The sequence below is a fragment of the Desulfosporosinus sp. I2 genome (assembly GCF_000960765.1).
Classification (GTDB): Bacteria; Bacillota; Desulfitobacteriia; order Desulfitobacteriales; family Desulfitobacteriaceae; genus Desulfosporosinus.
On record NZ_JYNH01000007.1, the window covers coordinates 47,303 to 67,925 of the forward strand.

16 protein-coding genes and 1 riboswitch are annotated in these 20,623 nt (G+C 44.6%); all 16 genes read right to left on the reverse strand.

All coding sequences use genetic code 11. From position 1 onward, the window contains the following. Window positions 1-7 precede the first annotated feature (7 nt). Window positions 8-1,075, reverse strand: coding sequence for an HD-GYP domain-containing protein (locus tag UF75_RS03505; RefSeq protein WP_045573209.1), 1,068 nt, complete (start codon window positions 1,073-1,075; stop codon window positions 8-10). Between the two features lie 203 nt (window positions 1,076-1,278). After that, a complete protein-coding gene (locus tag UF75_RS03510; RefSeq protein WP_045573210.1) occupies window positions 1,279-2,646 on the reverse strand; it encodes a sodium-dependent transporter in 1,368 nt (455 codons plus the stop codon). Between the two features lie 165 nt (window positions 2,647-2,811). Then, the gene (gene ade, locus UF75_RS03515) at window positions 2,812-4,572 is read right to left on the reverse strand and encodes an adenine deaminase (protein ID WP_045573211.1); all 1,761 of its coding nucleotides are present in this window, start codon (window positions 4,570-4,572) and stop codon (window positions 2,812-2,814) included. A gap of 129 nt (window positions 4,573-4,701) precedes the next feature. After that, a complete protein-coding gene (locus UF75_RS03520; protein WP_045573212.1) occupies window positions 4,702-6,033 on the reverse strand; it encodes a 5'-deoxyadenosine deaminase in 1,332 nt (443 codons plus the stop codon). 208 nt (window positions 6,034-6,241) lie between these two features. After that, window positions 6,242-7,603: an NCS2 family permease gene (locus UF75_RS03525; protein ID WP_045573213.1), complete on the reverse strand. Its 1,362-nt coding sequence runs from the start codon at window positions 7,601-7,603 to the stop codon at window positions 6,242-6,244. Between the two features lie 217 nt (window positions 7,604-7,820). Continuing rightward, the gene (locus UF75_RS30665; protein WP_045573214.1) at window positions 7,821-8,834 is read right to left on the reverse strand and encodes a molybdopterin cofactor-binding domain-containing protein; all 1,014 of its coding nucleotides are present in this window, start codon (window positions 8,832-8,834) and stop codon (window positions 7,821-7,823) included. Further along, on the reverse strand, window positions 8,831-10,096 hold the full coding sequence (locus UF75_RS30670; RefSeq protein ID WP_045573215.1) for a molybdopterin cofactor-binding domain-containing protein: 1,266 nt from the start codon (window positions 10,094-10,096) through the stop codon (window positions 8,831-8,833). The genes UF75_RS30665 and UF75_RS30670 overlap by 4 nt, the downstream gene beginning before the upstream one ends. Further along, window positions 10,096-10,560 carry a (2Fe-2S)-binding protein gene (locus UF75_RS03540; protein WP_045573216.1) on the reverse strand — a complete coding sequence of 155 codons (465 nt, stop codon included), beginning with the start codon at window positions 10,558-10,560 and terminating at the stop codon, window positions 10,096-10,098. Before UF75_RS03540 ends, UF75_RS30670 begins: the two co-directional genes overlap by 1 nt. Further along, window positions 10,557-11,399 carry an FAD binding domain-containing protein gene (locus tag UF75_RS03545; protein WP_045573217.1) on the reverse strand — a complete coding sequence of 281 codons (843 nt, stop codon included), beginning with the start codon at window positions 11,397-11,399 and terminating at the stop codon, window positions 10,557-10,559. The genes UF75_RS03540 and UF75_RS03545 overlap by 4 nt, the downstream gene beginning before the upstream one ends. A gap of 57 nt (window positions 11,400-11,456) precedes the next feature. Then, window positions 11,457-11,556: riboswitch (purine riboswitch) on the reverse strand. 110 nt (window positions 11,557-11,666) lie between these two features. After that, window positions 11,667-12,515, reverse strand: a complete 849-nt coding sequence (yqeB, locus tag UF75_RS03550; RefSeq protein WP_045573218.1) for a selenium-dependent molybdenum cofactor biosynthesis protein YqeB — start codon at window positions 12,513-12,515, stop codon at window positions 11,667-11,669. An 18-nt stretch (window positions 12,516-12,533) separates the two neighbouring features. After that, a complete protein-coding gene (locus UF75_RS03555) occupies window positions 12,534-13,145 on the reverse strand; it encodes a nucleotidyltransferase family protein (RefSeq protein ID WP_045573219.1) in 612 nt (203 codons plus the stop codon). Next, the gene (locus UF75_RS03560) at window positions 13,127-14,026 is read right to left on the reverse strand and encodes a hypothetical protein (RefSeq protein ID WP_045573220.1); all 900 of its coding nucleotides are present in this window, start codon (window positions 14,024-14,026) and stop codon (window positions 13,127-13,129) included. Before UF75_RS03560 ends, UF75_RS03555 begins: the two co-directional genes overlap by 19 nt. A gap of 123 nt (window positions 14,027-14,149) precedes the next feature. Beyond that, window positions 14,150-16,708 (reverse strand): selenium-dependent xanthine dehydrogenase, encoded by a 2,559-nt coding sequence (gene xdh, locus UF75_RS03565; RefSeq protein ID WP_045573221.1) that lies wholly within the window; start codon window positions 16,706-16,708, stop codon window positions 14,150-14,152. Then, complete coding sequence (gene hydA, locus UF75_RS03570) at window positions 16,701-18,104, reverse strand: dihydropyrimidinase (protein ID WP_045573222.1); 1,404 nt, start codon at window positions 18,102-18,104, stop codon at window positions 16,701-16,703. Before hydA ends, xdh begins: the two co-directional genes overlap by 8 nt. Window positions 18,105-18,460: 356 nt before the next feature. After that, window positions 18,461-19,411, reverse strand: coding sequence for a carbamate kinase (gene arcC, locus UF75_RS03575; RefSeq protein ID WP_045573223.1), 951 nt, complete (start codon window positions 19,409-19,411; stop codon window positions 18,461-18,463). Between the two features lie 2 nt (window positions 19,412-19,413). Beyond that, a complete protein-coding gene (locus UF75_RS03580; protein ID WP_045573224.1) occupies window positions 19,414-20,418 on the reverse strand; it encodes an ornithine carbamoyltransferase in 1,005 nt (334 codons plus the stop codon). Between the last annotated feature and the right edge of the window lie 205 nt (window positions 20,419-20,623).

Sequence of the window (20,623 nt, forward strand, 5' to 3'; positions counted from 1 at the left end):
AAAAGTATCAGCGATTATCAACTGCTATGATCATTAGTGACGGATAATCGGCTAAATTATAATCAATAGGTATCTGAAGCGGTTGTTCGTTTTCATAAAAAACTCGCACAAAGGGACGATTTGGAAAAGCTCTGTTCTGTTTTACAACATTCCCTCTCTGATTATTGCTTAAGACAATACCTGACCCAGTGGGATATACAGAAATATTCTTCTTGAAAACTTCTAATATTCGCGGTTCAAAATGAATATTTCCTTGTGAAATAATATATTCATAGGCATCATTTGTTTCCATAGCCTTTCTATAAACCCGTTTACTTGTCAAAGCTTCATACACATCAGCGACTGCCGCTAATCTACCGTACTCATGAATTTCGCTTCCTTTTAGCCCCCTAGGATACCCAGCACCATTCCATTTCTCTTGGTGCTGAAAAGCAATGTGGGCAGAAAGCAAACTAAAATCATTGTTCTTGCGTAGAATATCAAACCCATTAATCGTGTGTCGTTTAATTTCCCCAAATTCTTCTTCTGTCAGAGGTGTCTTCTTATTAAGAATTCGCTCTGGTATCTTGATCTTCCCTATATCATGCATGAGAACTCCCATACCCAGTTCAATCAACTTTTGTTCTGAATATCCGGAAGCAATGCCCAAAATAAGCGCAATAATGGTAGTGTTGACTGAATGGTGATACGTGTAATCGTCATACCCCTGAATTTCTGATAAATTTCCCAGAATATCTGTACTAAACAATAGATCATTGATCATGTGTTGGACAGACGATCGAACGTTTGCCACTACTAAAGAACCTTCTAAACCACTTTCAATGTAACTGCTAACATTTTTAATGGTCTTATAGGCAACCTCACGGGTTTGACTTGTAATTGCTAAATGAAATTCTACGTCCTCTAGCCGATCATCCTGAATAAATAAGACATCATAACCCATCAATATTAATCGGTTAATGTAAGAAGCAGTTACGCGTACCCCTGACTGTAATAAAACCCTGCCAGAAGAGTTGATCACTGGACGCGCAAGAACTGATCCTTCTTGAACATAACGAGTGTTTACCAAACGCATTGAATTCTCACCTTACCCAAATTCGTCTTGTTACCTCTAAACGATTTAGTTCGTCAAAATTCCCTAAAAACCTTTAGAAATTACGTGATCATGAAAATTTTTCCCATAAGTCCTATAGACGCCTTCGATCCCTCGCAATCCTGATTATTATATTTATGATTTCTTTTGAATTTCCTTTGAATTTCTTAGTTTTCAAACTTTAATCAAAAACTAATTATTTTCAAACCCGCCAGAAGGACTAAGGTTATCCCAATGGGAACAACGAATCTGACTAAGAATAAAAATACATCGGCTAATCCTTGATTATTAATTTGACCATTATTTGATATTTCCTGATAAACCTTGCTCTTCCCCCACTGCCAACCCACAAATAAAGCAATAAAGATGCCTCCTAGTGGAAGAAGTATATTAGAAGTTATAAAATCATAGAAATCAAAGAGGTTTTTGGAAAAGATTGTGACATTGGCTAAGATGCTATTCGAAAGAGTCGCGGTGGATCCTAGTAATCCTATTCCCAAAATTGTTACCAAGGTTGATTTTCGTCTTGACCAATTATGCTGCTCTGTGAAATAGGCAACTGGAACTTCTAGAAGAGATAACATAGCTCCGGTTGCGGCTATTGCCGTAAGAACAAAGAATAGGACCATAAAGACACCGCCAAAGGGCATGGAACTAAAGACGGTAGGAATGGTAATGAACAACAACGGTGGTCCCGCATTTGGTTCAAAGCCAAACGCAAAAACAGCTGGAAAAATTGCAATGCCAGCCATTAGAGAAACCAACGTATCCGAAAGAGCCACCTTTAGAGCCATCTTAGGTAGGTTTTCGTTCTCACCCACATAACTGCCATAGGTAATCATCGCACCCATTCCGACACTCAGCTTGAAAAAAGCTAGTCCTAACGCTGCTAAAATGACACTGACAGTTATCTTGGAAAAATCAGGTTTAAATAAGAAGGAAAGTCCTTCCGAAGCGCCCGGAAGTGTTAATGACCGAATATCGATGACTATTAACAGTATAAAAAGAATTGGCATCAGGACTTTTGTTACCCGTTCAATACCTTTGGCCACCCCAGCCATAATGATGGTCCCGGTCACTAATAAGACAAACATTTGCCAAAACAGGGGTTCACCGACCCCGGACACCAGTGTATTAAAAACAAGAGACGTTTCTTTCGGATTAGTTGACAGAAGCCCTCCGCCAGCCGCTTTAAAGATATAAGCATAAACCCAACCTGCAACCGAAGTGTAAAACGCCATAATCAAGAAGGCGCTTAACACTCCTGCACCTCCTACTAAAAACCAAGGTTTTTTAGGTTGCAAGACTTTAAATGCCCCCACTGCATTCGACTTTGTGTTACGACCAATCAGATGCTCAGATAGCATCACCGGCAAACCCACTAGAGCAAGACAGACTAAATAGATCAATATAAAAGCAGCGCCACCGTTTGCGCCTGTAACATACGGAAATTTCCATATGTTTCCCAATCCAACTGCTGAACCGAGCACCGCGGCGATGACACCAATACTACTTGAAAAACCTTCGCGTTTTTTTAGATTATCTTGTTGCAAAGATATTCCCCCCTAATTCTTGTTCTTTCTTTTAACTTTATGTGTCTGGCCACACTGTTAAATATCATACCTAAATAAGCCTTCTCTGTAAATGATATTATTTTCCGAAGAAGGCTTTTATATCATGATTTAAAACCCTATCTTGAGTGTTCTTGAGTAAAGTGTTTATAAAACTGTCTCCACCAACCGAAATTGACCCACATCCACCAACCCTAAATCCGTTATCTTCAATTCTGGGATCACTGGCAGAGAAAGAAAGGCTAAGGTCATAAAAGGGTCGACATTCCTACTAATTCCAAGGGTCAGCGCCTTTTCGTGTAACTCATCAAGAATTCGGACGACTTCTTCAGCATCCTGGTCTGTCATGAGACCCGCAAGTGGCAAGGGTATTTTCCCGATCACGTGATTCCCAGCGACCAAGCAAAGTCCTCCTCCCATATCGACACAGGTTTGGATCGCAAGACTCATTTCTTCATCGCTCATCCCCACGACTACTAGGTTATGCGAATCATGGGCAACGGTAGAGGCAATAGCCCCCCTTTTTAAGCCAAGCCCTTCGACAAATCCTACCCCTACATTCCCTGTTCCATGATGCCGTTCGAGCACAGCAATCTTTGCAATTTTTTGCTTGGAATCTGTTTGGACACATCCGTCTATGACCGGAAGTTCTCGGATCAAAGCTGACGTAACTAGAGAATGACTCTGAACTCCAATAACCCGGACCTTGACAAACTCTGAAGCTTCATCATCTGAACCAGTCTCTAAACCTGAATCTAGATTTCGTTTCGTCGAAACTCTTAGTTTTGAAGGAGACCAATTACCAAGATGAACACTCTCCGTAAGTCCTGAAATACTGAAGCGTGAAAACCGCGGACGCTCCCCTCTAGTACTTTGTTTAACTCCCCGCCAATAGACTTCCTCTATTTCAAATTGATTTAGGTCTTTTAAGATGACAAAATCGGCTTGATAACCTGGAGCAATAGCACCCAAACCCGAAAGTCCAATCGCTCGAGCTGCATTAATAGTCGCCATTTGGATCACTTGGATTGGGTCCATCCCTGACTTAATTGCTAACCGTACCAGATTGTCAATGCTCCCTTCATGGATTAAATCAGTCGGATGGCGATCATCCGTTACTAATAGACATTGTCCAGAGTTTTTGGACGTTACTGCTGGTAAGAGATCCATCAGGTTTTTAGCGGCACTGCCCTCTCGAAGCATAACATGAAAACCACGGCGTAATCGGTCTCTCACCTCTTCAACTGTTGAACATTCATGTTCAGTATGTATTCCAGCTCGATAATAGGCGTTGAGATCCTGCGGGGAAATCCCGGGAGCATGTCCATCTTTAAATGAAAGGGGAAGTTCTAACTTTTCCACCATGTCTGGTCGTGCTTGAATTACTCCCTGAAAATCCATAACTTCCCCAAGTCCAATGACTCTGGGATGTCCTAAAAACTCGGAGAGTTCCCTAGCTCTAAGACTAGCCCCAGATGTTTCTAACTTAGTCGCAGGAACACAGGAGGGTAGAGCGATATAGGCATTAAAGGGTAAAGGGTTGACACTATCGAGTATGTAACGAATTCCGTCAACTCCTATGACGTTGGCGATCTCATGCGGATCTATGATAGCCGTAGTTACGCCGTGTGAAAGAAGGAGTGAGCAAAATTCCTCAGGACTGAGCATTGAGCTTTCGATATGGACATGTCCATCGATCAGCCCAGGAACAACATAGTTCCCACACAAATCCAACTCCTTCTCAGCATCCGTAAACGAGCCAATTCCGACGAAGTAACCTTGGTGTATCCCTATTTCCGTTTCATGAATTTCGCCCGAAAAAACATTCACTAACCTAGCCCTTTTCAGAACCAAGTCAATTTTAACAAGCCCCCGAGCCTCATCCATTCTCTGCTTAAAACTCGACATGCTAACACCCCTTTTCAGTGCGAGTCAGGGACGGTTCTTGGACTTGCACGAGCAAACACAAGAACCGCCCCTGAACTTGTTGAACTTATGATGAAATTGAAGCACAAGAACCAGCCCTATACTTCCCCTCTAAAGAAGTCCCACCCGCTTCATGACTCGATTCAGACTACTTGTCGCGCTTTCTTTGAGCCGAGGGACATCCATCGTCAGAAGCTGTCGATCCTTCATTACGATTTGCCCATCCACCATGGTGAGGCGAACATCAGATGACGTTACCTGATAAACTAGTTGTGAATAAACATCAACGTGTTCATTAGGCCAAGTGTGTAAACCCTGTAAGCATATCACTGCCAAATCCGCCTTTTTACCAACTTCTATACTTCCCAAATCGTGCTCATGCCCTATGGCCCGTGCTCCACCTAGAGTAACTAGTTCAAATACTTTTTGGGCAGGCATGACGGTCGGCCCGTGAAGGGGTTTTTGGATTAAAGCTGCGTGACGCATCTCTCGAAATCCATCAAGATTATTATTACAAGGTGCTCCATCCGCGGCCAAAGAAACCTCCGCTCCGCGTTTGATAAGTTCCGGAATTGGCGCAATTCCGGAAGCTAATTTCAAATTTGAAGAAGGACAATGTGAAACTCGCGTTCTTGTCCTAATCAAAATTTCTTTTTCAGCCTCATCTAACCAGATACAGTGGGCTAAAATGAGCTTTGGACCGGTTAGCCCGACCTTATCCAAATAAATAATATTACGCATCCCTCGAGTGCTTTCCACAAGCTGGATTTCAGAGCGATTTTCGGACGCATGGGTGTGTACAAAGGCATTTTTCTCACAAGCAAGCCGTGATACTTCTTTCAATAATGTATCGGTACAGGAAATAACGAAACGCGGCGTAAACGCTACTTCAAGTCGCCCATTTCCTTTTCCGTGATATTTTTCATATAAATTGACGCTTTCTTGCAAGGAATCTTCCGTCGACTCTTGTAAGGAACGTGGGATATCTCCATTACTATCGTCCATCATAACCTTCCCACTCAAAGCTCTCAAACCACTCGAGAGAATGGCCTCAAAGGCATGTTCAGTATGATGCACAGTTTCCATATCTACAATGGTCGTTGTTCCTCCAAGAAATAATTCACCAATCCCAAGTAATGCGGAATCGTATAAGGACTCTGGGTCATGTCCACCTTCCAGCGGCCAAATTCTTTGTTTAAGCCAGTCTAAGAGCTCCAAATCATCAGCCTGTCCCCGAAACAATGTTTGACATAAATGAATGTGCGTTTGTATCAAACCGGGAATGAGCAAATCTCCCCGTAGATCGATCACTTGATCAGCAGGCTGGTCAATAACTCCTCCGACCTCAACGATCCGAGATCCATCGACAAGCAGATCCCCATGAATAAGCTCGCGTTGTGCGTTCATAGTCACAATATTCCCATTTTTAAAAAGAATACGCATCCTTTTTCCTCCCTTTCCCTTCCGCGAAAGGCACTCCTCGCCAACCGAATGGCGCACAGTGTTTCGTTTTGACTCTATTGAGCCAAGTTAATCTAATCTATGGAGTAGGCATTCAAGGCGCGACATTTGATGTATGATATCCGAGGTTGAACATCGTACATCAAATGTCTTTAAAAATCACTGCGTCTTTAAAGGTTTCGACAAATCATTAACCGCCACCGAGAATAAAGTGAATGATAAAGAGACCCGTTAGAACATACGTAACAGCATTGTTATCCTTGAACTTACCAGTTACCAATTTTATGATCGTGTAAGACATAAATCCAAAAGCTAAACCTTGAGCAATTGAAAACGTTAATGGCATCATAACAATCGTCATAAAAGCTGGGAAAGCTTCTGTGAAATCATCAAATTTAATTTGAGTCACTTCACTCATCATCAAGACACCCACCAAAATAAGAACAGGAGCGGTTGCTTGTCCAGGAATTAACCCAACCAGAGGGGCAAAAACCAGGGAGATCGCAAAAAGAACAGCGACTGTGACAGCCGTTAAACCGCTTTTACCACCTTCAGCGACGCCCGAGGCACTTTCAATGTAGGAAGTGACTGTGGGAGTTCCTACAACAGCTCCGAACATGGTTCCGACGGAGTCGGCCATTAAGGCTTTTCCAGCACGAGGTAGATTTCCGCTCTTGTCTAAGAGTCCTGCTTTACGTGATACCCCAAGTAAGGTTCCAATATTATCAAACAAATCAACAAACGTAAAAGCAAAGAGAATGGAGATGAAACCATACTTTATAGCTCCCATAATATCTAGTTGAAATGCCACAGGTGCAATGGCTGAAATAGGATTAGAAGTGGAGACAAAACTCGAAATACCGGTAGGCCAAGGGGAAACACCCATGATCATACTGAAAGCAGTAGTAACGACGATCCCAATTAATAAGCCGCCTTTAACTTTCTTAGCCATTAACCAAGCTGTAATAATCAAACCGAAGACAGTCACAAGAACACCCGCTGACTTCATATCCCCTAGCGTAACGAACGTAGCCTTATCAGCGACAATTAGTCCACCATTTTTTAGTCCAATGAAGGCAATGAATAAACCAATACCAACTCCAATAGAAAGCCTCAGAACCTGTGGAACGCCCTCGATAATCCACTCCCGTACTTTGGTGACAGTCATAAGGAAGAATACGACCCCGGAAATAAAGACTGCACCGAGCGCTGTTTGCCAGCTCAAGCCCATCCCAAGAACAACAGCGTAGGTAAAGAACGCATTCAGTCCCATACCAGGTGCCAAAGCAATTGGATAGTTAGCATATAGGCCCATAATTAGTGTACCGACCGCTGCAGCAATTGCGGTTGCCGCAAATGTGGCATTTACGGGCATCCCAGCATCTTTCAAAATATTCGGGTTGACAAACAGAATATAGGCCATCGTAACAAAGGTCGTAATACCCGCTAAAACTTCTGTACGTACATTCGTACCTAATTCATTGAGATGAAAAAAACGTTCCAAAAAGCCTTCTGGCTGGTTGGGATTCTTCTTATTTGTAACGGTTGACATGAACAGCCCTCCCATTAAAATAATTTTCTCATGTTTCTTCATAGCTGTAGTTTAATCAAAGTAACAAAAATTATGATAGCTTTAACAATAGTTAACTCACTAAAAGCTACAGTGCCTTTAACTACTTGTTTTAACTACTTGCCTTAACTTTTTGTTTTACCTACCTGCCTTGATTCTCCTCGAATTTCTGGTTTGCTCCTCTAGTCAATATTTCTCTTTATTCTCCCTTTAAATTCGCCTCCTCCTTTTTATCTGCAAGTGCTTGCAGGATCCTTTCTGGCGTCGCTGGTAGCGATGTTATTCTCACTCCCACAGCGTCATCAATAGCATTGATGACCGCCGCAACCGTCGGAAGCATGGCAGGTTCTCCAAGTCCCTTGGCACCGAAAGGACCTGTGGCTTCTGCCTCTTCCACAAAAAAGGCTTCTATATTAGGCACATCTAAGGCCGTGGGAATCAAATAACTAGATAACGCCGGATTCTTGATTTTCCCCTCGTGTAACTCTAGCTCCTCAAGCAGTGCATAACCAATCCCTTGTGCTACCCCGCCAGCAATTTGCCCTTCTACTTGCGTAGGATTGAGGGCTTTTCCCACATCATGAACCGCAACGACCTTGAGGACGTGAACCAGCCCTGTTTCAGTATCCACTTCCACCTCAGCAACCTGACACCCAAACGCATAAGGCCAATATGGTGCTCCCTGCCCGGTTTCTGGATCCACTGGAGTTGAACGAGCTGTCGAACTTTCGGCACTAATAAAGCGCTCACCCTGCAAACGAGCCTGAAAGACCATATCCGCCAAAGGCATTCGACGGGATGGATCTCCTTTGACTCCTATATATCCCCCACTAAGTTCGATTCCTTCAGCAGTTGGGCACGAAAACTTGTGGGCTGCATAATCCAATAGAGAAACTTTCGCTTGGCGAACTGCTCTCAAAACAGCATTTCCAGTATTGTAGGTTTGCCGAGTTGCAGCGGTTGTCCCTGAATCCGGTGTAGCATCCGTATCGGCAGAATAGACACAGATATCCTGAGCTTGAAGCCCAAGTTCTTCAGCAGCAATTTGGGCATAAATCGAATTACTTCCCTGACCCACATCGACCGCCCCTGTCAGAACTGTGGCTGAGCCGTCATCATGAATTTCCACAAAGGCACTTGAGACATCCGGGAAGCCATTCCCGTAACCGGTTCCATACCACGCACAACCCAGACCGATTCCCCGCTTTTTCATAGAATGCCATCCCCCTTCTGGAGATACGGTGCGATTTTTGCAAGACACTGATCAAGTGGGATGCTACCCGTTAAAACTTGCCCGGTAGCCGTCGTACTTCCCACCTTAAAATGATTGAGTAAGCGAATCTCGAGTGCAGAAATCCCCAGCGCCTTGGCTAAGAGATCCATTTGACTCTCATAAGCTAGGACTGTTTGAGCCGCTCCAAACCCCCGCATTGCCCCTGCATATGGATTGTTGGTAAACACGGCAAAGCTATCAATCGATACATTCGGGATCACATAGGGTCCGGTAGCATGCACTGCCGATTTACGCAAAACATTAATACTCCAAGACGCATAAGCTCCAGCATCTCCAACAATTTTAGCTTCCATGGCCACAAGTTTGCCATCCTTGGTTGCCCCAGTCTTATAATACATCCGCATCGGGTGACGTTTAGAATGAGAATAAAACGACTCTTCCCGGGTATTCTCCATTTTTACGGGTCGAAGCGTTGTCAAAGCTAATAAAGCCGCAATAATCTGGAGTGAAATGTCCTCACGTCCTCCGAAAGCCCCTCCAACTGCCAAGGTTTTGACTTGAACTTGGCTAAAACGGAGACCCAAGGCATGGGCGATTTCGCCTCGATCATAGTGGGCGTATTGGGTCGCTGTCTGTACCACCATATGCCCACGTTCATCCACATAAGCGAGCACTGCCTCGGGTTGTAAGAAAGCATGGTCGACATGTTGCGTATTATACTCATTTTCTATCACCACATCTGCCAAAGCCCAACCATCCTCCATCGTTCCGCGACGGATTGGCATATGGTAGAGGACATTTGTCGGCTTGAGCTCGGGATGAAGTGGAAGCGCCTCCGGCAACATGGCTTGCTCTGCGTCGAACACTGCTGGCAGCACTTCGTAATCTATTTCAACGAGCTTAGCGGCTGCTCTGGCAATTTCCATGGTCTCAGCGCCTACCACGGCTACTGGATCTCCGACCATGCGTACATAGTCTGCCAAGACCGGTTGATCCCGGAAAAGCACGCCATGAGAATTATGTGGAACATCCTTGGCCGTCAAGACCGTGACCACTCCCGCTAACTCCAGCGCCTTTTCGGTCACAATGTTTCGGACCCGAGCATGAGGGTAAGGGCTACGCACAACCACCCCATAGAGTTGATCCGGCAAATTCACATCTGCAGGGAATTTGCTCTGTCCGAATACTTTTCCCCAGGCATCTTCTCGGATAACACGAGAACCTACTACATTCGTGTTCATTAGTTTCCCTCCTGAGAGGCCAATTTGACCGCACGCAGGATTTTATCATACCCTGTACAACGACAAAGGTTGCCCGACATAGCCACGGATATTTCATCATCGCTGGGTTTTGATTTCTTATCAAGGAGATTCTTGGCGGAGAGCACCATACCAGGCGTGCAAAAACCACATTGTACCGCTCCCACTTCAACAAACGCTTTTTGCACTGGATGAGGCTTGCGCCGATTCCCCACACCTTCGATCGTGGTTATTTCGGATCCATTCGCTTGAGCAGCGAGAACAAGGCAAGAATTGACGGTTTTCCCGTCAACAATCACGGTACAGGCACCACACTCTCCTTCACCGCATCCTTCCTTTGTTCCCATCAGACCTAAGCGGGTACGCAAAACATCTAATAAACGTTCACTTGGCTCGATGTTCAAAGTGTAAGGCTTATTATTGACCATTAGTTTAATATCCATCATGCGTTTGATCCCCCTTCGGTGATGAATGAGTCAAGAGCCTCTCTAAAAACCCCAGATACTGCTACACGTTTGTACGGTGCTGATGCTCGGGTTCCCAAAGCTTCCCGAACGATTCGTTGAACCTGTTCGACTCCTTTTTCAATCCAAGCTTCATTAATTTCTTGACCGCTCAAATCTTGATTGAGGGCTTCACTAAGGAATGCGCGCCTGCCCACAGCCCCTAAGGCGACTCGAACTTGGGTCACTAGATTACCATCTACTTCAATAGCCACTGCAACACTAAGCCGCGCAATAGCTAAAGCCCTTCGCCGACCTAGTTTAGCAAACCCACTTTGAAAACCTTTTAAAGGAATTCTAAATCCCTGGATGAGAGTATCTTGGGCAAGAAGAGGCGTACGACTCAATAAGCTTTCTAAGGCGATAACCTCATCACCGTTCCCTGAAACCAAATGAACCTCTGCTCCTAAGGCAAGCAACGGAGGGAGTCCGTCAGCAGCAGGGGAACAGTTACCTAGGTTTCCACCGATAGTCGCTTGATTCCGAATTTGTGGAGATCCCATCGTATGGCAAGCAAGCCAAAGAGCATGGGCTTGCTTATAAATAAGCTCGTTGTTTCCCATTTCAGCAAACGTTGCCATACTGCCAATCTCTAAATACCCTTCTGTTTCACGTATCATTTTTAGCTGAGGAATTTTACCGAGATCAATGAGGGCGATCGGCTTAATTTTGCCCGTTTGCATAAACAGTACAAGATCAGTTCCCCCTGCCAAAAAAGCTGCCTCGGATGTCTGGGCAATTTCTACAGCCTCTCTCACGCTCTGTGGTTGAAAATACTTCATTTTCCCACCCCCTCCTTATAATTAAACACAACAAAAAAACGGCCGAATAAAAACTCTATTAACCATCTGCTGGCTCATAGAGAAGCAATTACGGTCGCTTCGTAGAAACCCCTGATCCGATTATCAAGGATATATGAGTTATAAATCATTATACAATTCACATTACAATATACAATTCGCGATGAAATTGAATTCTCCTTCCCAAATAAAAAAATAATTATAAAAAATTATCAATATTCAAGCCTTGGTCCATTAGACTAAGCGTTATCAGTTTTCTTTTAGACAAAGAGGTTTGAGTAAATGGCTTGACAGAATACTTAGCAAAACGGCACTCCCTATCGCCCGGGCTTTCTCGGAAATCGTCCAACAGTATTCCTTATGCCCTCGAGGATCTATGTCTGCAATCTTGACCAATGCTTCAACCGGAGTATCCATTCGCAATAATCCTCGCAGGACTCCATTTATAGCAGAGAAAACCTCCACCTTACCCATTTCGTCCTCAATCTCTCCCAAGCAATCCCCAGCCAGGACCTGTTCCCCAATAATTCGTTTTGCTTTGAACACTCCAGCTTTAGGCGAATAGACAACCCGCTCTTTGGAAACTCCTTCGATGACTCCTGGTATTCCTGTATTTGCTTGCGCCATACCAGAATAAATCAACTGGCCTAAATAATGGCCACGATTTGTCTCGACAACCACATCGACATCGATTTCTGCCGTAAACCCTGGCCCTAACCCAATTGTCATTGGAGCCATATCTCGCTTTGTCCCTAAGTTACGTTTGGCCAGAATTGCATCAACCAATACAGCAGGTTTAAGCTCTGATAACCCTTTTAAATCAGGGTCAACTAAAACAGGAACTTCCCCACCCCGCCAAACATCTTCACATTGATTCGGCTCCTCCACACGGCAAGCTGCAATTCCATCTACTTCGCATCGCCCTTCTGCCACCGCAGTTCCAAAACAGACTGGCCAGCGAACCATGAGTGGCTTTGCCACTTCAGTCATTACAACCCTAAACCCAGCTTTGGCCAAGGTCCAGGCAACTCCAGAGGCTTGTTCTCCAGCCCCACGTACTAATACGACCGGTCCATTCATCGCAAGATTGTTTTTCATCCGCTCTGTTCTCCTCTCCTAAACAATCAGGTTTAGTAACGCTTGATATTCTTCAGGTGTGTCAACATCTTGAAATAGGTGCTCCTCTACTGGAAACTTGCTCCAACGTTCAGGATAGCGATATAAAACTTCCCGCCCTCCTTGTTCCCCTCTAAGAGCCAAAAGTTCGGGTAAATACCGGCGGTGGAAAAACACGGGAGATCCAGATTTATCTCCTGCCATTGGTACAAGGAAGTCTGGATGAGTTCGGAAGACTTCTTGAAGGCAGGCAGACAGACTTGGAACTGATACCCCTAATTGGTCACCAGGTAAAAATCCGATCCATTGCACCTCTGTTTTTAAATCTTGTAATCCCATCTTGATTGTCTCGGCAAGTGGTTGTGGTCCGGGGGCTTGATACCATACTCCATTTAGCGTTTTAAATCTCGCAATGTCCTTTGTCGAAAGGTAGGTCTCTATCGGCTGTCTTGCAACGACAAAAACCTCAGCATGAGCCTGCTGAAGTTCAATTCCTCCTAATACAGTTTGCAGAACATAAGCAAGCACAGTGGATTCTTTCCAGGGTAGTGCTAACTTATCTTTCCCCATCCGGGTAGCTAGACCCGCAGCCATTACCACAAATCGCACCACTGAATCACACCCTCCTTAGCATCCCCTACGGCGAGCCGTAAGTGGGTTGGTCTATTGAGGTTATTAGCCCCCGCTTGAATTTCCGCCCATTTCTGTGAAAGTTCTTTTAGAATATTTATATCCTTAGAAGATTGATTAATCATGGGATTTACTGTCTTTATGATTTCTCCTGGCCCATTCAAGAGAATAACCCAAGCAAAATCCCGATATAGAGTTGAAAAAACAGGAGAGCCTAAGAAATAGTGCCATGAGCTTTCAGCATTCCAAACGCGTCCGAGAAGGTCAGAACACCTTTGAGGCCGGTGAACTTGATTGGGCTGCAGGACGTTTCCCCATAACCCTCGATCCAACACTAACACTGCACAATTTGATTGCAAAGGAATTTGAGGCTCATGGGACTCCCAGCACTTTAACTGAAGACCCCGAGCCCCATCTCCTTCAATAACCCAATGCAAGGTATGCAAGTTAGGGACGGTTCCTGAACTTGCATACCTTGATTTCTTAGTTTGTTCCGACTCTTGATTGTCTTGGCACTTAAACGAAAGAAGATCATCAGAGATGGCAGTATCGACCGCGTTAACGGTGGGACCAATCCACTTCCCGCTTTTATCTTCCACTTTAGCGTACCAAAAACAAGCCTTATCTTGCGATTTGGGCACATCATCACTTATCCAAGCGGTCATGTGTTCCTCCGGGAAAACTTTCGTCGTTGTCGTAGCAATGACCTGCTTTCCGAAAGACTCCAGTTCTTGAGTGATCGAGTGCAGACACGTTGTTTTTCCGCCAGCACCAATAAACGTAACCACCTGTACACGCCGAGTCATATCCCACAAGCCACCAGATCCCCAACCGTTTTGCAGCCCTGTGTCTGAACTAGCCACATTCTTTCTCCTAATGGCGTTTTATTAGTTTTGTTTAGTTTACATTAATTTGAAATAAAGTTCAATGGTTCCACAAGTCTTCACATACCTCTTAAGACTTGTCAATAATTGACTTGTCAACCGTTATTTCTTATAAGGCGTTCCTTGTAAAGGAAGAGATAATCTTAACTTACCATCGAACTTATAATAAGCTGACGCAACTGCAGGGGCAACCGGTATAGAAGCGATCTCTCCTACCCCTTTGGCACCATAAGCTAGCGGGGAGGAATTCTTTTCGATGATAACGGACTCAATTTCAGGCATTTCTGTCGAACGGAAAAGCCCTAGCTTCGCATACTTCACAGTCGGCACGCCTTTGTTGAGTGGGAAATCCTCGCGTAGAGCATACCCTAATCCCATGGCAACTCCGCCTTCGATCTGTCCTTCTATGGCTCTTGGATTGATCGCCCGACCCACATCGTGGGCAGCGACAACTTTTTCAACAATTCCCTGTTCATTTAATAAAACAACATGAGTTGCATAACTATAAGCCACATGGCTAATCGGATTCGGTTTATCTGAATCCATCGGATCCGTCACCCCTAAATATTCACCATCAAACTCATAGCCCTCTAATTCTTCGAACGTTGATTTATGCAAGGCTTGTTGTAATTTAAGCGCGGCTTGACGCACCGCCTCACCACTAAACATGGTCTGGCGCGATGCAGTCGTTGTACCAGAATTGGGAGTCAAAAATGTATCAGGAGCCCCTACGTCAATCTGATGAATGGGTAAACCAGTGGCCTCATTGACAATCTGGGTTGCAATCGTGGCAAAGCCTTGACCTATACAAGCAGCACTAGTAAGTACCAAAGCTTTTCCATTCAGAATCTTGAGTTTTACCCGACCAGTATCAGGGAGGCCCACTCCAATCCCGGTATTTTTCATAGCACATGCAATTCCTGCGGCATGAGGGTGAGATTCATAGACTTCACGGACCGCCCGGAGAGTTTCTTTAATCGCTGTCCCCTCATCCGTGATCTGTCCCGTAGAATTAACCATTCCCGGTTCCAAAGCGTTGATATAGCGAATTTGCCAAGGGGAAATTCCAACCTTTTCAGCCAAAAGATCCATGTTCATTTCAGCGGCAAAGGACGCTTGTGGAACACCGAAGCCCCTAAAAGCTCCTGCTGGAGGATTATTGGTATAAACACAAAGCCCAGTAATATCGACATTTGTTAACTGATAAGGACCGCTGGCATGAGTACAGGCCCGTTGCAAAACAGCTGTTCCCAAGGAAGCATAAGCACCTGTATCCGCCACAATCTTAGCAACCATCACCGTTAGCTTTCCATCTGCATCACAACCGGTTGTGATTTCTAATTCCATGGCATGTCGCTTCGGATGTACTAAAATACTTTCTTGACGGGTAAACGTCAGTTTGACAGGTTTTTTTGTTTTCATAGCCAACAGCGCAGCATGATGCTGAACGCTTAAATCTTCTTTGCCACCAAATCCTCCACCCACCAATTTGCTTATCACGCGAACTTTATCCGCGGGTAGTCCGAGCATAGCCATAATTCCATGTTGGTCATCGTAGACACTTTGGTCCCCAACATAGATGGTAATTCCCCCATCTTCCTGAGGGATCGCCAAAGCACTTTCGGGCTCCATAAAGGCATGTTCCGTGGGTGGAGTCGAATAGTGATTCGTGACTACATGGGCAGATTTGGCTAATTCTTCTTGAGGATTTCCTCTGAAGATTTTAGTGGTGCTCAAAAGATTTCCTTTAGGATGAATCTTGGGAGCTTGATCCGCTAGGGCTTCTGTGGGACTGAGTATCGGTTCCAATTCCTCGTACTCCACTTTAATTAAGGCCACAGCCTCCCGAGCTTGTTTTTTAGTTTGGGCAGCAACTAACGCGATCGCATCTCCAATATAACGGGTTTCTTGGCCGATAGAAACTAAGGTCGGCCAATCATGGAATATATGACCGTGATCATGGTCTCCAGGAATATCCTCAGCCGTTAAAACAGCTTCCACACCAAGATAAGCGCGCGCTGCAGTAATATCAATCCCTTTGACAATCGCACGTGGATAGGGAGTCCTAAGAACGGCAGCATACAACATCCCCTCGACATGCATATCATCCACATATTCTCCCGTTCCCATGGCCTTTTCGCGAGCATCTACACGGTGCAAATTAGTTCCGATTCCTGCACCAGGCTGCGTGAGAGACTTAGGATGAAGTTCTCCCCTTAAAACCCGAGCCGCTAAGGAAATACCTAGTTCAATTTTTACATACCCGGTGCAACGACATATATTGCCACGTATACTCTGCTTTATTTCCTGGGTTGTCGGATTAGGGGTCTTATCAAGTAAGGCTTTAGCACTAATAATCATCCCTGGAATGCAGAAGCCACATTGAACCGCCCCAGCTTCCGCAAATGCCCAAGTATAGGTATCCTTTTCCCGTTCGGATAACCCTTCCACCGTCAGAAGTTTCTTGTCAGAGGCTTTCGCCACCGTTAATAAGCAAGCTCGCATTGCTTTACCATCAACCAGCAACATGCAAGCACCACAAGCCCCTTCTCCGCACCCATTTTTCAGAGAAGTAACCTGTGCTTCGTCACGCAAAAAATCCAGTAGATTCATATCCTCTTGCACAGAGTAAACTGTGTTATTAATATCAATGTTATACATTTTCCTCACCCTTTCTCTTAAGGAATGGTTTACGGGATACATAGATTCCCAAGGGTTTATCTTCAACAAGCTGCCCATTCTGAACCACTAACTTGCCACGTAAAAATACGTGAGTGGCTTGACCGATTTGTTTGAACCCCTCGTAAGGAGTATAATCGACGTGCTGATGCAATGAATCCACTGTAATGACGGACGAGATGCGAGGATCCCAGACTATTAAGTCTGCATCACTTCCCGGAGCAATCGTTCCTTTGCGAGGAAACAGTCCAAATAACTTTGCTGCATTTGTAGAAGTTAGGGCCACGAATTCAGAAATTGATAGTTTTCCAGCCATAACCCCATAGGTATAGAGTAATCCCATCCTAGTTTCCACTCCAGGAGCTCCGTTGGGGATTTTACTAAAGTCGTTTAGGCCTAACTCCTTTTGTCCTTTGTAGTTAAAGGCACAATGATCCGTCGCCACCACATCTAAAACCCCTGTTCGAAGACCTGACCACAAGGTTTTTTGATTTTCAATCGGTCGTAGGGGGGGAGAAATTACATACTTAGCACTGTTAAACCCTTCTAAGTCGTAATAGCTGTTGTCGAGCAAAAGGTATTGAGGACAGGTTTCTGCGTAAACCTCATTTCCTTTCAACTTGGCGTTAGCCACAGCTTGGAGCGCTCCCTGATTGGTAAGATGGACTATATAAACAGGGGCATTTGCTATTTGGGCAAGGGTAATAACACGCACAGTCGCTTCCTCTTCCGCTTCTGGAGGTCGAGTTAACGGGTGATATTTCGGAGACGTATTTCCTTGGGCAATAGCCTCATGGACTAAATCCTCGATGACATCTCCATTTTCACAATGAACACAAACTAAAGCTCCACTCTCTCCAGCCCGGCGCAAAGCTTGCAACAAAGCGCCATCATCCACTTGTAAGGTATTCTTATAGGCCATATATAGTTTAAAGGAGGGCACACCTTCTAATTGAACTAAATCTGTAATCTCTCGTGAAATTTGTTGATTCCAATCTGTAATGGCCATATGAAAACCATAATCGACATAACACTTGCCCTCAGCTTTGGCATGCCAATTTCCCAAAGCTTCTTTTAGGGATTCTCTTTTAAACTGAGTAGCAAAATCAAGGATGGTCGTTGTTCCGCCCAACAAAGCCGCTTTCGACCCCGTAAAAAAATCGTCCGAAGTAGAAAATGTCCCCATAGGCAGATCAAAGTGAGTATGCGGATCAATTCCACCTGGAAATAAAAAGCAGCCATCCACATCTATTGCCTGATCTCCAGGTTGCTTGATCTCGTAGCCTATGGCTACAATTCTCTCGCCTTCAATGCGGACGTCTGCTTGATACATATCTGCAGCCGTAACAATCGTTCCACCGTGTAATACTATACCCATGTTCATTTCTCCTTTGCGATGCATGAAGTGCGATGCGCGATGCGCGATGCGTCAACATCGGACTTATAATTCCAACTCCCGAACCTTTAGACCTTATTCTCGGATTTCAGACTTCGCACCTCGAACCTCGAACCTCAACGCAGAGCACTTCCCAATCAGCCATTCCAGAGTACTGATTCCGTATCTTAAAAAACCACGTACTCTTTTATATTCCATGAACCTATTCAATTTTTCTCGAAATTGATCTCTCTCTACTTATCCAATTCTACGTTCCCTACTTAATCTAATAACTAGAACTAAATAGGAACTTACTTGAGATGGAGTTTTAGCTCCATCTCAAGTCTTGTTATAGACGTTTAGGCGAAAATATGGGTCCCGGTCTTTCCTGCAACAGCCTCTTCTAACGACTCTGGGTTAGTAATGATCGCTTCTTTTCCGCCATTTTCCAAAAAGCTAATCACAGCTTGAATTTTCGGGAGCATGCTTCCAGGAGCAAAATGGTTCTCCGACACATATTGTTTTAGTTCCGCTAATGTCACCTTGTCAAGAGCCTTTTCATTAGGTTTACCGTAGTTTAAATAAACGGTTGGTACGCCCGTTGAAATAATTAACAAGTCTGCCTTAATATCCGAGGCCAAAAGACTCGTCGCAAAATCTTTATCGATTACCGCATCGACACCCTGCAACATGCCGTCCGCACGTTTAACCACAGGAATACCGCCGCCACCCACACTAATAACACAATAACCATCGCGTACGAGCTTGTTGATAACTTCTTTTTCGACAATCTCTTGCGGTTGAGGGGAGGCTACCATCCGACGATACCCTCGACCAGCATCTTCAATCATTACCCACGATGGGTTAGCCTTTTGAATTTGCTCCGTCTGCTCCTTACTGTAAAATGAGCCAATAGGTTTAGTCGGTTTTTGAAAGGCTGGATCATTTTCCGCAACGACTACTTGTGTCACAACCGTGACTGCAGTTTTATCCATGCCCCTTTTTCGGAATTCATTATCCATAGCTTGCTGAATTTGGTAACCGATTGCCCCTTGGGTATCTGCCCCGCAGCTGACCAACGGTACCTGATGCATTGCTGCAACATCCTTCGCAATTTCCGACCTTCGTAAGATAAACCCAACTTGTGGACCATTGCCATGCGTTACAATGACTTCATAGCCCTGACTGATCATTCCTACAATATGCTTAGCTGTTTCTACGACAGCCTGATATTGATCCTCAACGGACTCATGCGCGTTATCACGAATCAGAGAATTTCCACCGATGGCTACTACAGCTAATGTACTCACTATTATTTTCCACCTACCAACAGGGTCATAACAGCTTTAGCTGTATGCAAACGGTTTTCAGCAGCATCATAAGCAATGGAATGTGGGCCGTCAATAACAGAATCCTCAACTTCATTGTTACGGTCAGCAGGCAGTGCATGCATATACATTACATCTTTGCTAGCCGTAGCCATTTTGGCTTCCGTGCACTTCCAGCTCTTATTTGCAATAAGAGCATCATCAATAACTTTAGTTGCGCCCGCAGCAGAAGCACCAGTTTGGTCAGTAACCCAGTTACCCCAGCTTTTTGGAATAACGATATCTGCATCTTTATACGCTGCAGCTTCGTCATGAGTAATTGTCAGAGTACCACCATGCTTCTCAGCATTTGCTTTAGCTTGAGAAATAACCCACTCAGGAAGCTCCCAACCTTTTGGATAAGCCAACCATACATCCATACCATAACGAGGGAAGAGAAGAACTTGGGTTACAGGCACTGAAATCGGTTTCTTGTGGCTCTCAGCATACGCCCAAATGATTGAAATCTTTTTACGACGCAAATCAGGAAGTTTCTCCTTAATCGTCAGTAAATCTGCTAAACCTTGGAATGGATGATAAAGGTCATCCTGCAAGTTCATGATCGGAGCTGACGACCATTTAGCCATCTCGTTCAAGTAGACATTACCTCTACCCCAGTTGCAATAACGGCAAGCAATCATGTGTCCAAAACGTGAAAGGATAATCGCTGTATCCTTCGCAGTCTCACCATGTGCAACCTGCATTGTGCTGGAATCCAAGAATCCTGCATGACCACCCAATTGAGCCATACCAGCTTCCATCGAGTTTCTGGTCCGAGTGGATTGCTCGAAGAACATCAAAAAGCCCGTTTTGTTATGAAGATAATTAGTATCTTCACCCATTGCAAACTTTCTCTTAAGATCTAAAGAAACATCAAGCATTGTGTCTATTTCTTCTTTAGTAAAGTCCTCTAAGTTAATAAAATGTCTTCCTCTAAATACTGTATTCATTTATTATTCCTCCAATATTTTTTTACTTTATTTACAGTAGCCAATAAAGCTACAAACTTGTTAATTTATCTCAACAAGTCAACGTCCGTAGTAACCTCCGCGGTAACCTCCGAAGTAACCGAAGGTTACACAGCAGGAGCGCAGTAGCGTTAACCGAAGGTCAACGCCGAATCGCGACAACCCCCCCGTCGTCCCCAGCCAGGCG